Source organism: Kitasatospora sp. NPDC096077, from assembly GCF_040303245.1.
Taxonomy (GTDB): Bacteria; Actinomycetota; Actinomycetes; order Streptomycetales; family Streptomycetaceae; genus Kitasatospora.
This window is the reverse complement of record NZ_JBEOSV010000085.1, coordinates 1-18368: the sequence shown is the minus strand read 5'-3', so window position 1 is coordinate 18368 and position 18368 is coordinate 1. Positions and strand designations below refer to the sequence as shown.

The 18368-nt window shown below is 71.6% G+C and carries 22 protein-coding genes; 9 read left to right on the top strand and 13 right to left on the bottom strand.

Features of this window, described 5'->3' with window-relative positions:
• Window positions 1-48: 48 nt before the first annotated feature.
• Window positions 49-1185, bottom strand: coding sequence for a Nickel transporter NicT (nicT, locus tag ABTZ03_RS39295; protein WP_350518019.1), 1137 nt, complete (start codon window positions 1183-1185; stop codon window positions 49-51).
• Window positions 1186-1423: 238 nt separating this feature from the next.
• Between nicT and ABTZ03_RS39290 the strand changes: the two genes are divergently transcribed.
• Both ABTZ03_RS39290 and ABTZ03_RS39285 read left to right on the top strand, forming a co-directional pair.
• The gene (locus tag ABTZ03_RS39290; protein WP_350518018.1) at window positions 1424-3298 is read left to right on the top strand and encodes a CocE/NonD family hydrolase; all 1875 of its coding nucleotides are present in this window, start codon (window positions 1424-1426) and stop codon (window positions 3296-3298) included.
• A gap of 110 nt (window positions 3299-3408) precedes the next feature.
• Window positions 3409-3948, top strand: coding sequence for an HAD domain-containing protein (locus ABTZ03_RS39285; RefSeq protein WP_350518017.1), 540 nt, complete (start codon window positions 3409-3411; stop codon window positions 3946-3948).
• 64 nt (window positions 3949-4012) lie between these two features.
• On the opposite strand, the gene ABTZ03_RS39280 is transcribed toward ABTZ03_RS39285, so the two are convergent.
• Together ABTZ03_RS39280 and ABTZ03_RS39275 are read right to left on the bottom strand one after the other, a co-directional pair.
• Entirely contained in the window at window positions 4013-4714 is a 702-nt protein-coding gene (locus ABTZ03_RS39280) for a DUF4328 domain-containing protein (RefSeq protein WP_350518016.1), read from the bottom strand.
• Window positions 4715-4925: 211 nt separating this feature from the next.
• On the bottom strand, window positions 4926-5750 hold the full coding sequence (locus ABTZ03_RS39275; protein WP_350518015.1) for a methyltransferase domain-containing protein: 825 nt from the start codon (window positions 5748-5750) through the stop codon (window positions 4926-4928).
• Window positions 5751-5803: 53 nt separating this feature from the next.
• Here ABTZ03_RS39275 and ABTZ03_RS39270 point away from each other — a divergent pair, with 53 nt between their 5' ends.
• Together ABTZ03_RS39270 and ABTZ03_RS39265 are read left to right on the top strand one after the other, a co-directional pair.
• Complete coding sequence (locus tag ABTZ03_RS39270) at window positions 5804-6544, top strand: SMI1/KNR4 family protein (protein WP_350518014.1); 741 nt, start codon at window positions 5804-5806, stop codon at window positions 6542-6544.
• A gap of 346 nt (window positions 6545-6890) precedes the next feature.
• On the top strand, window positions 6891-7118 hold the full coding sequence (locus ABTZ03_RS39265) for a hypothetical protein (RefSeq protein ID WP_350518013.1): 228 nt from the start codon (window positions 6891-6893) through the stop codon (window positions 7116-7118).
• Between the two features lie 43 nt (window positions 7119-7161).
• On the opposite strand, the gene ABTZ03_RS39260 is transcribed toward ABTZ03_RS39265, so the two are convergent.
• Genes ABTZ03_RS39260 through ABTZ03_RS39250 form a run of 3 tightly spaced genes read right to left on the bottom strand, consistent with a single transcriptional unit; the run spans window position 7162 to window position 7939 of the window.
• Window positions 7162-7314: a hypothetical protein gene (locus ABTZ03_RS39260; RefSeq protein ID WP_350518012.1), complete on the bottom strand. Its 153-nt coding sequence runs from the start codon at window positions 7312-7314 to the stop codon at window positions 7162-7164.
• Window positions 7302-7574, bottom strand: coding sequence for a hypothetical protein (locus ABTZ03_RS39255; protein ID WP_350518011.1), 273 nt, complete (start codon window positions 7572-7574; stop codon window positions 7302-7304). The genes ABTZ03_RS39260 and ABTZ03_RS39255 overlap by 13 nt, the downstream gene beginning before the upstream one ends.
• Window positions 7571-7939 carry an ATP-binding protein gene (locus tag ABTZ03_RS39250; RefSeq protein WP_350518010.1) on the bottom strand — a complete coding sequence of 123 codons (369 nt, stop codon included), beginning with the start codon at window positions 7937-7939 and terminating at the stop codon, window positions 7571-7573. Before ABTZ03_RS39250 ends, ABTZ03_RS39255 begins: the two co-directional genes overlap by 4 nt.
• 294 nt (window positions 7940-8233) lie before the next feature.
• Between ABTZ03_RS39250 and ABTZ03_RS39245 the strand changes: the two genes are divergently transcribed.
• Together ABTZ03_RS39245 and ABTZ03_RS39240 are read left to right on the top strand one after the other, a co-directional pair.
• Window positions 8234-9097, top strand: a complete 864-nt coding sequence (locus ABTZ03_RS39245; RefSeq protein WP_350518009.1) for a helix-turn-helix domain-containing protein — start codon at window positions 8234-8236, stop codon at window positions 9095-9097.
• A complete protein-coding gene (locus ABTZ03_RS39240) occupies window positions 9094-9315 on the top strand; it encodes a DUF397 domain-containing protein (protein ID WP_350518008.1) in 222 nt (73 codons plus the stop codon). The genes ABTZ03_RS39245 and ABTZ03_RS39240 overlap by 4 nt, the downstream gene beginning before the upstream one ends.
• 50 nt (window positions 9316-9365) lie before the next feature.
• On the opposite strand, the gene ABTZ03_RS39235 is transcribed toward ABTZ03_RS39240, so the two are convergent.
• Window positions 9366-9674 carry a cupin domain-containing protein gene (locus ABTZ03_RS39235; RefSeq protein WP_350518007.1) on the bottom strand — a complete coding sequence of 103 codons (309 nt, stop codon included), beginning with the start codon at window positions 9672-9674 and terminating at the stop codon, window positions 9366-9368.
• A 70-nt stretch (window positions 9675-9744) separates the two neighbouring features.
• Between ABTZ03_RS39235 and ABTZ03_RS39230 the strand changes: the two genes are divergently transcribed.
• Window positions 9745-10533, top strand: a complete 789-nt coding sequence (locus ABTZ03_RS39230) for a hypothetical protein (RefSeq protein ID WP_350518006.1) — start codon at window positions 9745-9747, stop codon at window positions 10531-10533.
• 47 nt (window positions 10534-10580) lie between these two features.
• Window positions 10581-11348, top strand: a complete 768-nt coding sequence (locus ABTZ03_RS39225) for a GNAT family N-acetyltransferase (protein WP_350518005.1) — start codon at window positions 10581-10583, stop codon at window positions 11346-11348.
• A gap of 12 nt (window positions 11349-11360) precedes the next feature.
• Here ABTZ03_RS39225 and ABTZ03_RS39220 read toward each other — a convergent pair whose 3' ends face one another.
• Both ABTZ03_RS39220 and ABTZ03_RS39215 read right to left on the bottom strand, forming a co-directional pair.
• Entirely contained in the window at window positions 11361-12260 is a 900-nt protein-coding gene (locus ABTZ03_RS39220; RefSeq protein WP_350518004.1) for an aminoglycoside phosphotransferase family protein, read from the bottom strand.
• 62 nt (window positions 12261-12322) lie between these two features.
• Complete coding sequence (locus tag ABTZ03_RS39215; RefSeq protein WP_502894743.1) at window positions 12323-13177, bottom strand: helix-turn-helix transcriptional regulator; 855 nt, start codon at window positions 13175-13177, stop codon at window positions 12323-12325.
• A 103-nt stretch (window positions 13178-13280) separates the two neighbouring features.
• On the opposite strand from ABTZ03_RS39215, the gene ABTZ03_RS39210 reads away from it, so the two are divergent.
• On the top strand, window positions 13281-14021 hold the full coding sequence (locus ABTZ03_RS39210; protein ID WP_350518003.1) for an SDR family NAD(P)-dependent oxidoreductase: 741 nt from the start codon (window positions 13281-13283) through the stop codon (window positions 14019-14021).
• On the opposite strand, the gene ABTZ03_RS39205 is transcribed toward ABTZ03_RS39210, so the two are convergent.
• The 4 genes from ABTZ03_RS39205 to ABTZ03_RS39190 all read right to left on the bottom strand — a co-directional run bounded on the left by ABTZ03_RS39205 (window position 14009) and on the right by ABTZ03_RS39190 (window position 18157).
• A complete protein-coding gene (locus tag ABTZ03_RS39205) occupies window positions 14009-14683 on the bottom strand; it encodes an HAD family hydrolase (RefSeq protein ID WP_350518002.1) in 675 nt (224 codons plus the stop codon). The two genes, ABTZ03_RS39210 and ABTZ03_RS39205, sit on opposite strands and share 13 nt — an antisense overlap.
• Window positions 14684-14750: 67 nt before the next feature.
• Window positions 14751-15419, bottom strand: a complete 669-nt coding sequence (locus tag ABTZ03_RS39200; protein WP_350518001.1) for a hypothetical protein — start codon at window positions 15417-15419, stop codon at window positions 14751-14753.
• A gap of 37 nt (window positions 15420-15456) precedes the next feature.
• Window positions 15457-17682 carry a DUF6571 family protein gene (locus tag ABTZ03_RS39195; protein ID WP_350518000.1) on the bottom strand — a complete coding sequence of 742 codons (2226 nt, stop codon included), beginning with the start codon at window positions 17680-17682 and terminating at the stop codon, window positions 15457-15459.
• Window position 17683: 1 nt separating this feature from the next.
• Window positions 17684-18157 (bottom strand): WXG100 family type VII secretion target, encoded by a 474-nt coding sequence (locus ABTZ03_RS39190; RefSeq protein ID WP_350517999.1) that lies wholly within the window; start codon window positions 18155-18157, stop codon window positions 17684-17686.
• Window positions 18158-18368 lie beyond the last annotated feature (211 nt).

Sequence of the window (18368 nt, the reverse complement as noted above, 5' to 3'; positions counted from 1 at the left end):
CCCGGTCACCGGCCCCTCGGTTCTTCAGCTCTTAGGCCCGGCCTCCGGCTACTCCGACTCGGCGCCGACGCCGGCCGCCAGCCCCGCCGACCACTTCTCCTCGACCTTGCCGAACTTCCAGAACGCGATCGCCCCGACCCAGGTCAGCACGAACAGTCCGACGATCGCGTAGCCGACGAAGTTGAGGTCCAGGGCGCCGATCCAGGCGATCGGCCCGCTGGTGATGTCCAGCTTCTCGCCGAGCAGGCCGATCAGCTCGACCAGGCCGATGACCAGCGCGACCAGCACCGACAGCCCGGTGACCGTCAGGTTGTAGTAGATCTTCCGGACCGGCCGGGAGAACGCCCACTCGTAGGCGAAGTTCATGAACGAGCCGTCGATGGTGTCCAGCAGGCTCATCCCGGCCGCGAACAGGATCGGCAGCGTCAGCAGCGCGTACCAGGGCAGCGAGAACGCCGCCGCGCCGCCGGCCAGCACCAGCAGCGACACCTCGGTCGCGGTGTCGAAGCCCAGGCCGAACAGCAGGCCCACCGGGTACATGTGCCAGGGCTTGGTCACCGCCCGGGTGACCTTGCCGAGGATCCGGTTCATCAGCCCGCGCCGCTCCAACTGGCGCTCCAGCTCGGCCTCGTCGTACTCGCCCTGGCGCATCCGGCGGAACACCTTGAGGATCCCGTTGAAGGCGCCCAGGTTGATCAGGCCGAGCAGCAGCAGGAAGGTGCCGGAGACGGTGGTGCCGATCAGGCCGGTCATCTTGTGCAGGGTCGAGTCGTCCGCCTGGACCTGGTCGGCGAGCGTGCGGATGCCGAAGGCCAGCAGCGCGCAGAGACCGAAGACGATCGAGGAGTGCCCCAGCGAGAACCAGAAGCCGACCGACAGCGGGCGCTTGCCCTGGCCCATCAGCTTGCGGGTGGTGTTGTCGATCGCCGCGATGTGGTCGGCGTCGAAGGCGTGCCGCATGCCGAGGGTGTAGGCGGTCAGGCCCATGCCCGCGCCGAAGACCTGGCCGCCGACGTCGTAGTGCTCGGGCGCGACCAGGGCGAGCAGGGTGAACCAGCCGATGACGTGCAGCGCGAGGATGAAGCCGCCCATCCCGGCCAGCCGGATCCACTCCTCGCGGGTGAGCCGGTCGCGCCATCTGACGGGCGGCGCACCTGCCGGGGCACCTGTGGCTGGGCTGGACATCCTGCGGTCCTTCCGGGTGATTCGGGCCCGGGCGGCCCGCTGAGCTGGGCCATCTTTCCCCCTCGGGGTCGCAGGTGCAAGTCATGTGCAAATACCGGACGGGGCGGGCCGGACCGGGGGCGTGTCACCGGACCGTCCCCTTCATCAGGAAATCGACCGGTTCCTCCCCTAGGGTCGAAATGCCGACGCCCGTCGCGCGGCGATCACAGCCCCGGCCCGGGACCCGATGGGAGCGGCCATGCCGTCGTACCCCTTCCACACCACCCGCGAGGACCTGCGCATCCCGCTGCCCGACGGCACCGAACTCGCCGCCCGGCTGTGGCGCCCGGTCGGCGACGAGCCCGTCCCCGCCCTGCTGGAGTACTCGGCCGACCGCCTCGGCGACCGCACCGCCGCCGCCGACGCCCGCCGCCACCCCTGGTACGCCGGCCACGGCTACGCCGCCGTCCGCGTCGACACCCGCGGCCACGGCAACTCCGGCGGCCTGCCCGGCGAACCCGGCGGCGCCCGGGAACTCGACGACGGCGCCGCCGTCGTCGACTGGCTCGCCCACCGCCCCTGGTGCAACGGCCGCCTCGGCCTGCTCGGCACCGGCACCGCCGCCACCACTGCGCTACGGCTCGCCGCCCGGACGCCGGGAACCGTCGGCGCGACCGTCGCCGCCTGCCCCGAAGGCGGCCACCGGCTCGGCGGCGCCGTCCTCGCCGCCGACCTCCACACCCGGCTCACCGCCCTGATCGCCGACGCCGCCCTGCCACCCGACCCGCGCCACCTCGGCGACGCCTGGCGGCCCGGCTGGCTCGCCCGGCTCGAATCCCTGGACCCTCCGGTCGACGCCTGGCTCGCCGCCGGGGACACCACCGTGCCGGTGTCCGTCCCCGTGCTCGCGGTGGCCGGCTGGGGCGACCCGTCCTGCTCCTTCGTGCTCCGCCTGCTCGCCGAGTCCCCCACCGCCCGCGCCCTGCTCGGCCCCTGGCCGCACGGCCTGCCCGAGGCCGCCCTGCCCGAGACCCTGCGCTGGTGGGACCACTGGCTGCGCGGCGTCGACACCGGCGCCGCCAAGGAACCCGCCCTGCGCAGCTGGATCAGCACCCGCTGGACCGGCGAGGACGCCTGGCCCTCCCCCGACGTCCGGGAGATCCACTACGACCTGGACGGCCAGCTGCGCACCGCCGGCACCGCCGCCCACGAGCGCTACGTCCCGGTCCGCTCCCCCCAGCACACCGGCCTCAACGCCGGCGCGTACGTCCCGCACGGCCGCCCCGCCGACCAGCCGCCCGACCAGCGCGAGGAGGACGGGCGCTCGGTCTGCTTCGACTCCCAGCCACTGCCCGAACCGGTCGAACTGCTCGGCGCCCCCACCGCCCGGCTGCGGCTGCGGCCCACCGACACGCCCGTCCAGGTGGTCGCCCGGCTGTGCGCCGTCGGCCCGGACGGCACCTCCGCCCTGCTCACCCGGGGCGTCCTGGCCACCGCCGGTGCCGACGTCGAGCCGGTCGAGGCCGAGGTCGAGCTCGCCGCCTGCGCCGCCACCGTCCCGGCCGGGCACCGGCTGCGGCTCGCGCTCTCCTCCGTCTACTGGCCCTGGGTGTGGCCGAGCGCCGACGACACCGGCTACGCCCTCGACCCGTCCCGCTCCACCCTCAGCCTGCCCGTCCGCCACCTCGCCGCCGACGTCGGCGCCACCCCCGTCACCCTCGCCACCCCCGCGCTGCCCGACCCGCTCGACATCCACCTCACCGAACCGCTCGCCGCCCGGCCCGAACACGTCACCGTGCACGACATCGGCCGCCACGAATGGCGCACCGAACTCTCCCCCGCCACCGACGGCACCCGCACCCACCCCGACGGCCTGGTCCGCGACGAGCACACCGTCACCGCCTACCGCGTCCTCACCGGCGCCCCACTCAGCGCCCAGGCCCGCACCGACCACACCGTGCGCCTGGAACGCCCCGACATCGGCTGGGACATCACCGTCCAGACCCGCACCCAACTCCGCTGCGACGCCGACCACTTCCTCAGCGTGGTGCAGCTGAGGGCGCTGGAGGCGGGATCGGTGGTGTTCACCCGCGAGTGGCAGCACCGGGTCCCCCGGGAGGGTCCCACCCGGTAGCTCCCGCCCACTCCGCCGCCCCTGGGACAATGGGAAAAGGCGTTGGGCCCCCGGTGGGCGGGCCGGTAACGTGCGGGGACGATCGAGGGGGGCGGGTGCGGGTGCGGCCGATGCTGTTGCTGGACGTGGACGGGCCGTTGAACCCCGAGGCGGCGAAGCCGTACCGGCGGCCCGAGGGCTACGGGACGCACCGGTTGATGACGCCGCGCTGGCGGGCCGCGGAGCGGCGGCGGCTGGCGGCGTGGGGGCTGCCGCACAAGGCGCCCAAGCCGTTGCGGGTCTGGCTCGACCCCGGGCACGGGCCGGCACTCGCCGCGCTGCCGTTCGACCTGGTGTGGGCGACGACCTGGGAGGAGGAGGCCAACTCCTTCATCGGGCCGCTGCTGGGACTGCCCGAGCTGCCGTTCATCGCCTGGTCCGAGCCGCGGCCCGAGACGGCGGGCGGGGTGTTCTGGAAGACACCGGAGATCGTCGCCTGGGCACAGGGCCGCCCGTTCGCCTGGGTCGACGACCACATCACGGACGCGGACCGCGCCTGGGTCCGGGCCCGCCACGACGGCCCGGCGCTGCTCCACCACGTCGACCCGAGGACCGGGCTGACGGCGGACGACTTCACGCTGCTGGCGGACTGGGCGGACGGGCTGCGGTGACACCGCTGCGCGGGAAGTCGGACCGGCCGACTTCCCGCGCAATTCCCGCGCACCGGCGGCGGGTTCAGCTCCCGGCGACCGGGACGGCGCTCCCGTAGATCCGGGCGATGTTCTCGGCGCTGCGCTCCTCCTGCATGGCCGTCACCTTCCGGACCACCAGCACGGCGAAGACGGCGGCGGCCAGTTCGGCCAGGTCGGAGCCGATCATCCAGACGACGCCCTGCTGGTAGTCGTCCGGGAAGCGCGCCCCGTCGGTGATCTGGGTACCGGCCCGGCTGAGGATGTTGGCCAGCCAGAACGTCGCCCACCAGAGGTTGAGCACCGTCTCCGAGAGCGGCTCGCGCACCCCGAGGGCGTCCGGCCGGGCGCCGGCCTGCCAGACGTCCTGGGCGATCTGCCGGGGGAACCAGAAGCAGACCACCGGGGTGAACCAGGCGCCGATCGCCCAGCCGCGCCCACGCCGGTGACCGTGGGGGTTCAGCACCTCGGCGTTCACCCGCACCCGGTAGAACCAGGTGATGAAGGCGGCCGCCGAGCCCGCCAGGGCCAGGTAGTACAGCAGGAACGCGAGCAGGGACAGCGCGAACGGAGCACCGAAGGCCGTCTCGTCGCCGAAGGGGACGGAGGCCGGCAGGTCACCGGCCGCCCCGTACAGGAGGACGTCGGCGACGAGCCGGAACAGGGTCACTGCGCCGCACACGACGAGCAGGACGGTGGCGACGGTGGCGGTCGTTCTCGGCGACCGGTACACGGCGGGCGAAGGCATGGGTGTAGGAGCTCCAGGTATGGACCAAAGTGACGGGGCGCAACGTTAGAGCCCCGACAGCTTCGTGCACCAGCTGTTTTCGGGATCAGTATGGTGACGGGCTCTGACAGTGCAGGGGTACGAAGGATGTCGGCGGGGCCGATTTCCTGTGCAGGCGAACCCATCTGACAGCCCGGCCCAGCGGACCCGGCGGGGCGGCGGCGCGGCCCGCTCAGCCCGGCCGGTGGGCGACGGCGGCGAACATCGTCACCGACAGGTGGAAGGCACCCTGTTCGGCGGCGGCCGTGAGGTCGGCGTGGAGCCGGTCGCCCTGCTCCTCCGTGATCAGGCCGCGCCCCCGCGCCGCCGTGGTCAGCCCGCGGACGATCGGCCAGATGACGGTGCGCGGATCCTGCAGCAGCACGTCGGCGCCCACGTGGTCGACGGTCAGGCCGGCCGCCGACAGCCAGCCCGTCAGACGGCGCCCCGCGTCCGGGGTGGCGGCGGTGGCCTGGGCGACGGCGGCCAGCGCGGGCCGCACCTCCGGGGCGACCGGGTGCAGCACGAGGGTCGCCCAGTCGGTGTCGAGCAGCGCGACCCGGCCGCCCGGACTCAGTACCCGGGCCAACTCGCCGACGGCCCGCGCCGGTTCGGCCAGGTGCTGGAGCACCCGCTCGCACCAGACCAGGTCCGTCCCGCCGTCGGGCAGCGGCAGGGCGAGCGCGTCACCGTCCACGAACCGGGCCGTGCCGCCCGCCTCAGCCGTTCGCCGCTCGGCGACGGCGCGCAGGCCGGGGTGGGGTTCCAGGCCGGTCGCGGTACCGGCCGGGCCGACCGCCGCCGCGAGCACCCGGGTCTCCGAACCGGTGCCGGACCCGACGTCCAACGCCCGCTCACCAGGACGCGCGGCCAACTGCGCGTGCGCCCACGCCCGTAGCCGCCGCACCCCGGGGTTCGCGGCCTGGGCGTCCAGCGCGGCGACCAGGCGATCGGTCAGCGCGGGATCGGCGTTGGGCGCGTGGAAGGCCGAGGTGGGGCGGGGGCGCGGATCGGACATGTCGCCCACTATAGGGAGAGGACGGTCGGCGCCGGGGGTTATCGTGACCGACCGTGCGAACCACGAACTGGGACCAGGTACGGCAACGCCTGCTCGCGCTGCACGAGCAGCGGGCGGCGCACGACGACGACCCGGCCGCGACCATACTCGCGGCCCCGCTCACCGAAGCCCAGGTCGACGAGGCGGAACGGCAGTTCGGCGTCACCTTCCCGGCCGACTACCGCGACTTCCTGCTCAAGGTCAGCGCGGGCGGGCACTTCCCCCGGGAACTGCGGCCGGGTCCGAGCGGCTGGCACTGGGCGGATGACGGGGACACCGACCTGACCCGCCTGGGCACGCCGTTCCCCGATCACGACACCGCATGGGCGGCGGCCGACGAACACTGGGACAACGCCCCGCGCGAGGAGGACCACGACACCACCGAGGACTGGCTCGACGCCCGCGCCGCCTGGTCCGACGCCGCCGAGGCCGCCGAGCGTGACCGGGTCACCGGTGCCGTCTTCCTCAAGGGCCACGGCCACAACTTCTCCGCGCTGCTCGTCGTCACCGGCCCGCACCGCGGCGAGATGTGGTTCGACGGACGACCGACCTGCGACCGCCTCAACCCGCTGCTGACGGACGAGGGCCGGCCGGCGGGCTTCACCGACTGGTACCTCGACTGGCTGCGCCACGAGGAGCCGTTGATCACCCCGGAACAGCGGGAGGCCGACCGCCGACGGCGGCCGGTCGGCAAGGAGACGCCCATCTGGCTGCGCTGGTTCGACACCTGGGGCGAGGAGAACTGCGGCCACTGAGGATTCCTGCCGGGCCAACCACTGCTCTGTGTAAGCTGGTTGCGTTGATGTGGCAACGGGCCCACGCACTCGGTCACCGGCGGCCGGGGTGGGGCGAAGGGCTCTGGAGAGTCGCCCGCAGGTGTTGTCGCTCTTCTTCCGTACACACGACAGACAGTCGACCTGTCTCTCCAGCCGCCGCCGGACGGCTCCGTGGGGGGGATTGGAGTCGCATGTCTACCTCGGACAATGTCACTCGCCTGGCCAGGCGTATCCAGAGGCTGACCGGCCTACCGCTCTGGCGGTCCCGTGAACTCGCGGGCCAGGTAAGGGTCTTCGTGAAATACCCGGCCCCGGAGGCCGTCCGATGACCCCCACCCTTGCCCTGGCCGGCGCCCTGCTGTGCGGCGTGGTGAGCGGGGCGATCCGGGCGTGGCGTGACGTCCTCGTGCTCCGTCGCCTGGAACGCCTGATGGCCGGCTGCACTCCCCGCCAGCGCGCCGAGGTGGCCCGGACCATCGCGGCGACCCTCCAGCGCCCCGGCCGTACCCAACTGCCCGCAGCTGTAAGGGAGGTCGACGAGACCGACCAGTAGCCGCCCGGCGGGTCCGACCGGGCGGCGTGGGAGGGGCAAAGGGTCAGGCCACCGGTTCGCGGTCGCGGGTGGGGGCGGTCACGGTGGTGTCGTCCGGGCGGTGGGGCATCCGCAGGACGGCGAGCGCGCCGAGGGCGACGACGGCGATGGCGAGGAGCAGGAGGGTGAGCAGGGCGAGGCCGATCAGGAGTCGCACGGGGTGTCGTCCTCGGTCTTGTCGTGGGAGCGGAGGAGGGCGAGGAGGTTGATCACGGTGCTCGCCGGGGCGTTGCCGAAGCGGACGAGGACGCGGCCGTCCACGACGCTGTCGGTGGTGGCCGAGGGCCAGAGGAGGCCGAAGTTGCGGCCACGCTCGGCGAGTTCGGCGAGCAGGTAGGTGATTTCGAGCTCGGTGTAGGTGCGCATCAGCGGGTCGCCGGGCTCGATCGGGCCGCGAGGGCGCTGGCCGGCGCTCACGCGGCGGCGTCCAGCTCGAACCAAACGGATTTGCCCGCCTTGCGGGGCTCCGTGCCGAACCGGTGGGTGAGCGAGCGGACGAGGTGCAGGCCCCGGCCGGAGAGGGCGTAGGGGTCGGAGTCGCCGCGCGGGGTGGGGAACAGCGGGTTCTGGTCACTGACGGAGACGCGGAGGACGTCTCCGATGATCAGGACGACCACCAGGGGCGCCGCACAACCGCCGTGACGCCAGGCATTGACGAAGAGTTCGAGGAGCGCGACCTCGGCGTCGGCGACCAGGTCGGGCTTCCACCCGGCGCGCGAGGTGGCCTCGCGCAACTCCTCGCGCGGGGCCGACCAGTCAGGGGGGAGTTCGAGGGAGAACACGAAGGAACCTCCACGGGGGTCGATAGAGGCATCCGAGCGATTGATGATCAATCAGGAGAGATGGCTCGGAGCGAGATCGTGATGTGAGGGCACAGCGAGACACCTGGCAATTGCCGTCTGTGTGCGGCTCGTCACAGTCAGCATGGAGCCAGCGACCCATCTTTGGCAACTCGTCTCAGAATCTTGGATATATCCAAATCGAACGCCAACCCGGCCGCCTACAGTGGCAGTTGCCGGTGGCCAACGTGACCGCTGGGAAGGCAGACTGGTCCGCAAGGCTCAGAGAGGGCGGGGATGGCCGGAACAACAGGTCCGACGGTTCGACGGCGGCAACTCGGGGCTGAGCTACGCCGCAGGAGAGAGGAAGCCGGCCTCTCACACGAGGAGATCGCCGAAGCACTGAGCGGTATGAGCCAACCGAAGCTGTCCCGCATCGAGAACGGCCGTGGCGCCACCAAGGTGGACGACGTCAAGCGACTCCTCGCGCTCTACAAGTGCGAGGACACCGATCTGATCTCGGCGCTGGTAGACATGGCCAAGAACGGCTCTCAGCGCGGCATGTGGTGGCAAAGCTATGGCGCACACATCAGCCCCGAACTCGGCGATCTGATCACTCTTGAGGCCAGCGCCTCATCCGTGCGCACCTACGAAGGCGCCTTCATCCCAGGTCTGTTCCAGACTCCCGCATACGCCCGCGAGATCATCAAGAAGCTCAGCATGAGGCCTGACGTCAACGTCGAAGCCTTGGTCGACGTTCGCATGGCAAGGCAAGGGGCACTCACGCGGTCCGAACCGCTCACGCTCTGGGCGGTCATCCATGAGGCAGCCATCCGGTCCGGCGTCGGCGGCCCTGCCGTCATGGCCGAACAGTTGTCCCGCCTGATCGACCGCGCCGCCCAGCCGAACATCAACATCCAGGTCATGCCGGTCGGCGCGCCGGCCCACCACGGAATGGGTGGAGCCTTCACCATTCTCGGCTTCCCCCAGCGCCAGGACCTCGATGTCGTCATGGTGGACGGCACGTTGAGCAACCTCTGGGTCGAAGAGGTCGCCGACGTAGAAATCTACGGAGCGAAGTTCGACGCAATCAGGGCCGACGCACTCGGTTTCGACGACTCGCTCGCCATCATCACCGACCGGAGAGACAAGCTCACATGACGTTCCACCCCAACGCCTCTGCCTTGAACCTCATTTGGCGCAAGTCATCACGCAGCAACGATTCCGGCAACTGCGTCGAGCTCGCACTCCTTCGCGAGGCGGTCGCGATCCGCGACAGCAAAAACCCTTCCGGCCCCGCCTTGGCCTTCGATCGCGCGGCACACACAGCCTTCATCCGCGCCGTCGCCGCGGGAGAGTTCGACTTCGAACTCCTCTGAACTTTCCCTCACGGCGCCTCGCCCGATCCCGGGCGAGGCGCCGACACCGTTCACTCCCCCTCGGGGACCTCCACGATCAGCAGCGTTCCCCGGCTACCCGCCCGCACTGCGTGCCGCACACCAGCCGGGATCCGGCACAGCTCTCCGGCCGCCACCGTCAACTCTTCTTCGTCCAGCTCCAGTTCCAGGACACCCTCAGCGACGAACAGCACCTCGGCCGTCCCGTGCGCCTCCTCCTCCAACTCCCGGCCGTCCATCCGCAGCACCTTCACCGCCGCCGTCCCGACCCTCCCCAGCACCACCGAACGCCAGGCGTCAGGCAGTTGGGCAGCTTCCTTCTTCACGTCCACCAAGCTCATGACCAGGGACGCTACCCGGGCCGGCCGTCGCGTTGGTCGACCGTTTGGCAAAACCTGCCAGGATCACCAGGTGAACGCTCGCGCGCTGTACGAGGCGCTCCTCGACACCGACGGCCCCTACGAAGCCGTCATCGACCCCTGGCTCGCCCAGCCCTCCACCTCCGACTACCGCGCACGCCTCCACACCGCCGCCACTCCGCACTGGGCCGACCAGGACCTCTTGGAGGAGCTCTACGCCCTCAGTCGCGTCAGCGACTACCTTCTCCTCGATCCCCAAATCCCGCCGTACCTTGGGTTGTTCACGACCCTCGGCATGACGCCGTTCAACAGCACCCCCTTCGACCCCTTCCTGCACGAGATCACCGAGGTCGAGCAGGCCGACGACCCCCACGCCCCCATCGAGATCCTCGACATTCGCTGGCCCGGTCTGATGCTCGGCGAGCTGCTGTTCACCCGCGCCGGCGTCCGGGTCCGGGCGGGCGCCGCGCACGCGCAGCGCGGGGTCGCCGACCGCTGGCCGCTCTACTGGACCCACCGTCGCGCCCACCGCCCCACCCGCGACCTCTCCCAGGGCTGGGGCGGCAACTCCCAGTGGCGCACCGGCTTCCGCCTCGACTACCGCACGCCCGACGGCGACCTGCTCAACCTCGCCGGGGACACCCCGATCGACGGCCGCCCCGACCTCCACCCGGACCACCCCGCCAACCTGGCCCCCGAGGAGCGCCTGCTCACCCCCGCCGAGCGCCGCGAACTGCTCCGCCACCGCACCTTCCTGCGCGCCCCCGCGGCCGCCACCGGCCCCGAGTGGGCGGGGGACCTGTTCCCGTGGGAGTGGCGGCTTCCCACAGACCTCGGGTGAGGGCTGGATCACTGCGCATGATCACATTGGTTGATAGGTAGAGGCGCATGGAAGAACTTGTACGCCTCGAAGACGTCCGGGAAGCCGCAGCCGGAGGCGCCCACCTCCTCTGGGCCGCCCAGGGTCGGCACGACGGCCGGCTCGGCCCCGGGGTGCGGGCCTGGCGGCACGGTACGGCCCTGGCGGTGGCGAGCCCCGACCTCTCCCAGCGGGACCGGCTGGCGGTCGACGGCGCTCCGGCCGACGTCACCCACCTGGTGCGGCACGTCCTGGCGGACCTCGGGCCGACGTACCGCCCCGTCGGCCCGGCCCCGCTGATCGAGGCCGTGACCGGCGCGAGCCCTGTCCTCGCCCCGGTCGCCGAGTTCTACTGGATGGAGACCTCGGCCCTGCCCCCCGGCTCCCCCTCCCCCGGGGTGCGGTGGCTGGACGAGGTGCAGGTGAAGGAGGCGACCTCGCTGTTCGACCGCTTCTTCCCCGACTCGTACGCGCAACCGGACGACGACGGCCCGCACCGCTGGGCCGGGATCGTCGGCCCCCTCGGGGACGGCGCCCCGCCCGAGCCCCTGGCCGTGGCGGCCGACGCGTGGTCGGCCGCGGACTGCGGATTCCTGGCCGGTGTGTGCGTGCACCCGGACACCCGCGGACGCGGGCTGGCGCAGGCCGTCTGCGGCTTCGTCCTCGACACCCTGATACGCCGGCACGGGCGCGCCGCCCTGATGGTGCACGAGGACAACCGGGCTGCGATCGCCGCCTACGAGCGTCTGGGCATGACCAAGCGGCAGTTCGGCGTGGCCCAGGCCGTGTCCCCGTAGGAGCCGTACGGGTCAGGCGTGCCCGGCGTGGTCGGCGAGCAGCTCGCCGACCACGTGCCGGGCGGTGCGCACCATCCGGGGGTTGCTGTCCCGGTAGTAGTCCAGCTCCATCAGCGCGACGGACAGCGCCCAGCCGCGCCCCCGGTCCCAGGCCGCGTCGTCGGCGGCGACGGCCGTACGGAAGGCCGCGCGCACGGGGGCGGGCAGCACGTACCAGGCGGGGAGCAGGTCCACGGCCGGGTCGCCGAGGCCCATGCAGCCGAAGTCGATGACGGCGCTGAGCCGCCCGTCGGCGTCCACCAGCAGGTTGCCGGGCTGGAGGTCGGCGTGGATCCAGACCGGCGGGCCGGGGTGGTCGGCAGCACCAAGTGCCGTGTCCCACAGGGACGTTACGGCCGCAACATCCACCTCACCCGCCAGCCCGGAGAGCGCCCGCCGGACCGCCGGGTCCCGCGACGCCAGCGAATCGCTGCGGTAGGAGGCCGGGCCGCCGGCCGGGTCCACCCGGTGCATCGCGGTCACGAACTCCGCCAAGTCGGCGGCCAGCACGGCGGGTTGGCGCACCGACCCGACCACCGGGTTGACGCCCTCCAGCCACCGCAGCACCGACCACGGCCACGGGCACCCGTCGACCGGCTTCCCCAGCCCCACCGGAACCGGTACGGCGAAGGGGAGTTCGGGGGCCAGCCGGTGCAGCCAGGCCTCCTCCTTCTCGATGTCCTCGACCGCCCCGGGGATGCGCGGGATCCGGACCACCAGGTCGGCGCCCAGCCGGTACATCGCATTGCTGGTCCCGGCCGAGTCCACCGCCTCGACCGGCAGGTCGGCCCACTGCGGGAACTGCCCGGCGACCATCCGCCGCACCAGCGCCTCGTCGATGTCCAGTTCGTCCACGTGCATCTTCCCGGCCATGACGCCCGACCCTGCCAGCCCGCACCGGACCCGGCAAACGAATTACCAGGGCGTCGGACGGCTCACCCCCGCACCGCGAGGTCCTGGCTCCCCACCACCCTGAGCAGCTTCAGCGCCGAGTGCGAGGGCGTGCCGGGCGCGGCCGTGTAGAAGACCGTCCACTGGTCCCGGTGCGGATCGTGCAGCGCCTCGCAGTCCAGCTCCAGCGGGCCGACCACCGGATGCACCAGGCGCTTGGTGGTCGAGCGCCGCATCTCCACGTCCTGCCGCGCCCACAGTTCCCGGAACTCCGCGCTGGTGGCGAGCAGCCGGTCGACCAGCCGGCGCACGCCGCTGTCGGCGGGGTAGCGGGCGGCGGCCGACCGCAGATCGGCGACCGCCCCGCGGGCGAACAGGTCGTGGTCGGCGGGGTCGTGCAGGGCGCGGGCGGCCGGGTCGGTGAAGAACCGCCAGACGAAGTTGCGCTCGCCGGGCGGCAGCGCGGAGAAGTCGCCGAGCAGCGCGGCCGCCATCGCGTTCCAGGCGAGGATGTCGCGGGCGGCGCTGCAGACCATCGCCGGGGTGTCGTCCAGCCGGTCGAGCAGGTGCAGCACGCCGGGCCGCACATCACGCGGCAGCGCGCTCGGCGGCAACGGCGGCTCGCCCACCAGGTGGTGCAGGTGCGCGGTCTCGTCCTCGGACAGCCGCAGCGCCCGGCCGATCGCGCCGATCATCTGCCGGGACGGGCGCGGCCCCCGGCCCTGTTCGAGCCGGATGTAGTACTCCACCGACATGCCCGCCAGCTGCGCCACCTCCTGGCGGCGCAGGCCCGGGGTGCGGCGCCGCCCGCCGGCCGGCAGGCCGACGTCGGCGGGCTGGATGCGGGCGCGCCAGCGCCGCAGGAAGGCGGCCAGCTCCGCCCGGTCCACGTGTTCCACCCCCCAAGTCTCGCCCGGCCGCCGCGGCGTGACCATGGCATCGCCGGTACCACCCTCGACAGTGCCCTCCCGCACCCGGCGCCGCCCGAGCACAGTTGCCCCCATGACCAACGAAGACCACCGCATCGCCCTGATCACCGGCGCCAACAAGGGCATCGGCCTCGCCACCGCCCGCGAACTCGCCCGCACCGGACACACCGTGCTGATCGGCGCCCGCGACCCCCGGCGCGGCACCGAGGCCGCCGCCGGACTGACCGCCCAGGGCCTGGACGCCCGCTACGTCCGCCTGGACGTCACCGACCCGGCCACCGTCGCCGCCGCGGCCGACCTGGTCGCCGCCGAGTACGGCCGGCTGGACACCCTGGTCAACAACGCGGGCATCACCCGGGACCTCGACCGCACCCCCGAGACCCTGCCGCTGGACGACCTGCGCGCGACCTACGAGACCAACGTGTTCGGCGCCGTCACCGTCATCAACGCCCTGCTGCCGCTGCTGCGCAAGTCCCCCGCCGGACTGATCGGCAACGTCTCCAGCGGCCTCGGCAGCTCGTCTGTGCTCGCCGACCCGGACACCCCGGCCGGCGAGTATGCGGCCCTGCTCGGCTACAACACCTCCAAGGCCGCGCTCAACGCCGTCACCCTGGTCTACGCCCGCACCCTGCGCGCCGACGGCATCAAGGTGCACTCGCTCGAACCCGGCCACTGCGCCACCGACCTCAACCACCACTCCGGCCCCGCCGACGCCGAGGAGGGCGGCCGCCGGATCGCCCGCCAGCTCGCCGAGGCCCTCACCGTGCCCACCGGCCAGTTCTTCGACTCCGAGGGCGGCCGCTACCCCTGGTAGCCGGCACTCGCGGCGATCAGGCCGGGCAGCCGCCGCATGTCGTCGAAGACGACCGTGCCCGGCCCCGCCAGCCGCTCCGCCGCCGTCACCCCGCCCGCGTAACCGAGCGCCCGCATCCCGGCGGCCCGGGCGGCCAGCACACCCGGCCCGCTGTCCTCCACCACGAGACAGCGGGCCGGCTCGACGCCCATGCGGCGCGCGGCGTGCAGGAACAGGTCGGGCGCGGGCTTGCCGCGCCCGACCTCGGTCGCGCTGAAGATCCGCCCCTCGAACCGCCCGTACAGCCCGGTCCGGCCCAGCGTGTGCCGCATCTTCTCGTGCCCGCCGCTGGACGCCACACAGGTCGGCAGCGTGAGCGCCGCCAACGCGTCCAGCGCCTCCACCACCCCGTCCACCGGCGTCAGCCCGGCATCCACGGCCTCGGCGTGCAACGCGCGGAAGCGCTTGTCGAAGAGCGTCGCGGCCTCCTCACCGAGCCGCTCGGCCACCATCGCGTGATTGGCCGCCTCCGACCGCCCGACGAACCGCTCGACCACCTCGGCCTCGGTCAGCGGCCAGCCGAACTCCGCCCCCAGTTGGACGAGGACGCGGACGGCGATGATCTCGCTGTCCACGAGGACGCCGTCGCAGTCGAATATCACCAGGTCTATGGGGGTGGTCATCCGATCAGCATAGGGCGACCCAAACTCGCTCAGTGGTCCAGCAGATCACCTGAGACACGACATCCGCTCATTCCACCGGCCCCATCCAGTTGGTCGTCGCGGGATCGTAGGAGTCCGCTGGCGGCTCAGCCGGAAGCTGGATACCGGCATCGCAACGCAGCTCCGTGGCAACCACCTTGGCCAGCTTCAAAGCCGAGTTGGCCAACAGCTGGCGCTGGTGAAGGGTCAACCGTCCTTGGTCGCCGCCATAACCGGCAGCCCGACCGAAGACGACGACGTCCACGAAGTACGGGGAAGAGAAGTGGTCGGCTTCATGGGGCTGGGTCCAGCAGCGGAAGTAGACCCTGGTGCCTTCGCTGGTGAAGTACCCGCCGCGGTCCTCGTCGTGGTCGAAGAAGACGGACTTCAAGAGTAGCGAGGGCATTTGCTTCCGCGCGGGCAGGTCCGTCGGCGGAGGCTCGGGATAGCCCTTGTCCTGCTTCACAACCGCGCTAACCAGCGTGTGTTCACCCTGCTTACCACCACAGCTGCCGATCTGGGCGAGGTCGTCCTGGTGGGTCTTCCGCAGCGAGCCCTGCGTCGTCGTGACGTCCTCGTTGTCCACCATGAACGCGCGCAGGGTCTTCTCGTCCAGCGTTCCGTAGCACGAGGACGCGGGCACCGCGGCGAAGGATTCGGGCCGCCACTCCTGCCAGGCCGGCCAAGCCCCCGCCAGCACCCCGATCGCGAGCGCCACAATGCCCAGCCGCCGCCAACGCCGGAGCCGCCCGCCCTCAGCCATTGACAGCCTCGGTGAAGAGTGCCGTGCTCTCGCTTTGACCGGCCCCCACCGCGTGCGCAGCCCCCGTGGACAGATCCTCGATCTGCTGCGGGTTAAGCCCGGTCCCCTGCGCGGCCTGTTCCACCGCAGCCTTGACGGAGTTCTGAGCCGCACTGATCCCGGAGCTATACGTCGCTGTGGCAGCGTCCGCGGTGTTCACGTCCTTGATGTAGTAGCTCGACGTCGTGTGGTCGATGACGTAGTTCACCACGGGAACGGCACCGGGAATCGGTGCCAGCAGCTTGCCACCGGTCATGTCCCACACCTTCCGCCCCCACTTGACGTTTTCGTCGATGGACCTGTTGTAATCAGCCGCGTTGTCCTTCATCTCGTGCACCAACGCATCAGTCCGGGCCGAGGTGAGGATCCCGGTCACCTGACCCCCGGGGTGCGCCGCGTTGAACACCGCCGTATCGAACTCGGCCCCGTGGATGTCCCGGTGCAGGATGACGTCCCGGATGTGCGCCGTCGTGTAGGCCTGCTGGGCCTGAGCGATGGCACCGTAGGCCTCGGGATTGCGGCCCAGTGCCCCCAGCAGCTTCGCGGTGTTGTCGTGGTCCAGCTTCGCCGGGGTGCCGTAGCACGGCAGAGTCTTGTCAGACGGATCCATCGCCGACTGCACGTCACCCATGTAGGCAGCGGTCATATCACCGAGGCCGGGCGCCAGGCCCGCGAAGTCAGCCCCCTTGTGGAGCAGCTTGGGACCGTCGCCGTTCCCGAAGCGGTCGACCACATCGTGCATCACCTTCGCCATCTCCGGGGTGTGCTGCGGCAGCGGCGCGTCCGGGTCCGCGTCGAAGGCGCGTCCGGTGGTGGCCGCCTCCAGCGCGTGACCGAGGGCGAGGACACCGGGCGACTCCGGGTGGCCGCTGGGGATGTAGCCGTTCCCCGGCAGGATGTCCTGGAGCGGTGAGCGGTCACCCCCCGCTGTCAGCGCCGTGAGGTAGTCGTTCTTCTGGTTGTAGGCCTTGACCGACCCGTCCAGGTTGTACTCCGTCTTGTCGTCGCTGAAGAACTTGGTCGCGGCCTCAGGATTGTGCCCGAGCGCGTCCAACACACCCGACATCGGGTTGAAACCGCCGTCCTTGGAACCTTGCAGCAGCTTCATCCGGTCCAGGTCGGAGCTGAGCCAGGGCGTCGTGGTGAAGAAGCCGGGCATCTCGCTGAGCTGGGTGACGTGTTCGGCGACCGGGTTAAGGAAGTGCGGGTCGTACTTTCCGGTCCGCAGGATGTTCGCCAGGATCAGATAGCCGTACGGCTGGACACTGCCGCCGGCCCGGTTGCCGCCCGGAAGGATGTCCACCCGGGTGGCTCCGGCCTTGCGCAGGCCGGCTTCCCACTCGTCGGACAGGTGCGGGAAATTGTGGCTGTCGGTGGCGGTGGCCAGTGCCGTGCCGAGGTTCTTCTGGAGATCGGCGATGGCGGTCGAGCGATTGCCCTTGTCTGCCGAGGCGGCGGCCAACTGGCCGTAATACTTGAGGAAGCCGTCCGGCCCGAGCCGCCCGTAGAAGGCGGTGGTGAACTGCGGGTTGTTGGCGTTGGCCTTCAAGGTCTTGTTGAGCTCGTCGAGTTGGGCGTCGGAGAGGTTCCCGGCCAGCTTGAGGAGGTCCGCCGCCTTCTCACCCTGTTCCTCCGGGCCCCTCGACGGCTGGAACGCGGTCTTGCTCTTCCCGGTGGCGCCGCCGAGCGCCGCGGCGGCCGCGGTGTCGGCCGCCTTCGCGCGGGCCACAGCCTTCCCTATGTCCTGGCCCACCGACTGGGCCAGGGCCTTGTAGGTGGTGGCGTAGGTCGGGTCGTGCTTGTCGGCGTCGCTCGTCGGCGCGGGCCAGCTGATGTTGACGCCGTCCGCGTCCACGGTCAGGGAGTGGTCGGCGGCCCGCTTCAGCGCCGCGTCCAGATCGGCTCGGGCGGCGGCGAGTTCGGTATGGGCGTCGCGCAGGGCCTTGCCGATCGCGCCGGCCTCCTCGAAGGCCGCGTCGAGCTCGTTGCGGGTCTTGGTGATGGTGGCGGCGGCCCGTTCGGCTGCGTCGCCCCGCCAGTTCGATCCCTGAAGCGGCGTGAGGATGTCGCCGGTGAACTCGGAGGAGAGCTTCCAGTTCCGCGTCAGCGACTCGAAGGCCGAGGCCAGGGTGTCGATGCCTTTGAACGTCTCCTGGCGCAGGTCGGAGTAGGTACTCATGTCACCGACCTCGGTTCGACTTCAAATTCTGGGCGTTCACCTGGTCGGCGCGCGCGTACTGGTCGGCGTTGCTGGTCAGACCGGTGGAGATGTCCGCGATCGCCTGGCTGGTCGCCTGCGCCTGCGCCTGCCACAGCTCGTGCGCGGCCTGGACCGCCCCCACGATCGCCCAGTCCTTGGACATGCCCTGGAGGCTGCTGCCGAGGTCCTTCCACACGTCCTTGGTGGCCTTGTCGAAGTCCGTGTGCAGGGCGCCCGCGTTGGTCCCCGCCTTGCGCAGCGCGTCCGGGCTCACCTTCACCGTCGGTACGCCCGGGCCCGCCGTGGTGACCGGCGGCGGCTCCCATCCCGGGGCCGCCGCACCGGACTCGGCGGCGGCCAGGTCCGGGAACTGCTTCTTCGCGTCCGCTGTCAGCTTCCCCGACTTGTCGAAGAGCCACGGATTCACCCGTCGCTCGAAATCCAGGTCAGTCACTCGTCTTCGCCCCCAGCCCGTGTGCCTCAGTCGGCAGCCTAACCATCAGCCCTTGTGCCGCACGGCAGTTGAGCTAAATCTGAGCAAGCGTCAGGGCCCGACGGACTCAGCCGCCGGGCCCTGCCTACCGACCGGGTGTCAGCCGGTCTGGATGGAGGTGTCGTCGATCACGAAGCTGGTCTGCAGCGAGGCGTCCTCGGTGCCGGTGAAC

What these genes read in the sequence shown, in the direction of transcription:
- ABTZ03_RS39235 (WP_350518007.1), bottom strand. Translation starts at nt 9,674, where the DNA reads ATGAGCTTGGTGGACGTGAAGAAGGAAGCTGCCCAACTGCCTGACGCC.
- ABTZ03_RS39285 (WP_350518017.1), top strand. Translation starts at nt 3,409, where the DNA reads ATGCTGTTGCTGGACGTGGACGGGCCGTTGAACCCCGAGGCGGCGAAG.
- ABTZ03_RS39225 (WP_350518005.1), top strand. Translation starts at nt 10,581, where the DNA reads ATGGAAGAACTTGTACGCCTCGAAGACGTCCGGGAAGCCGCAGCCGGA.
- ABTZ03_RS39275 (WP_350518015.1), bottom strand. Translation starts at nt 5,750, where the DNA reads ATGTCCGATCCGCGCCCCCGCCCCACCTCGGCCTTCCACGCGCCCAAC.
- ABTZ03_RS39205 (WP_350518002.1), bottom strand. Translation starts at nt 14,683, where the DNA reads ATGACCACCCCCATAGACCTGGTGATATTCGACTGCGACGGCGTCCTC.
- ABTZ03_RS39245 (WP_350518009.1), top strand. Translation starts at nt 8,234, where the DNA reads ATGGCCGGAACAACAGGTCCGACGGTTCGACGGCGGCAACTCGGGGCT.
- ABTZ03_RS39290 (WP_350518018.1), top strand. Translation starts at nt 1,424, where the DNA reads ATGCCGTCGTACCCCTTCCACACCACCCGCGAGGACCTGCGCATCCCG.
- ABTZ03_RS39280 (WP_350518016.1), bottom strand. Translation starts at nt 4,714, where the DNA reads ATGCCTTCGCCCGCCGTGTACCGGTCGCCGAGAACGACCGCCACCGTC.
- ABTZ03_RS39240 (WP_350518008.1), top strand. Translation starts at nt 9,094, where the DNA reads ATGACGTTCCACCCCAACGCCTCTGCCTTGAACCTCATTTGGCGCAAG.
- ABTZ03_RS39220 (WP_350518004.1), bottom strand. Translation starts at nt 12,260, where the DNA reads ATGGCCGGGAAGATGCACGTGGACGAACTGGACATCGACGAGGCGCTG.
- nicT (WP_350518019.1), bottom strand. Translation starts at nt 1,185, where the DNA reads ATGTCCAGCCCAGCCACAGGTGCCCCGGCAGGTGCGCCGCCCGTCAGA.
- ABTZ03_RS39195 (WP_350518000.1), bottom strand. Translation starts at nt 17,682, where the DNA reads ATGAGTACCTACTCCGACCTGCGCCAGGAGACGTTCAAAGGCATCGAC.
- ABTZ03_RS39210 (WP_350518003.1), top strand. Translation starts at nt 13,281, where the DNA reads ATGACCAACGAAGACCACCGCATCGCCCTGATCACCGGCGCCAACAAG.
- ABTZ03_RS39265 (WP_350518013.1), top strand. Translation starts at nt 6,891, where the DNA reads ATGACCCCCACCCTTGCCCTGGCCGGCGCCCTGCTGTGCGGCGTGGTG.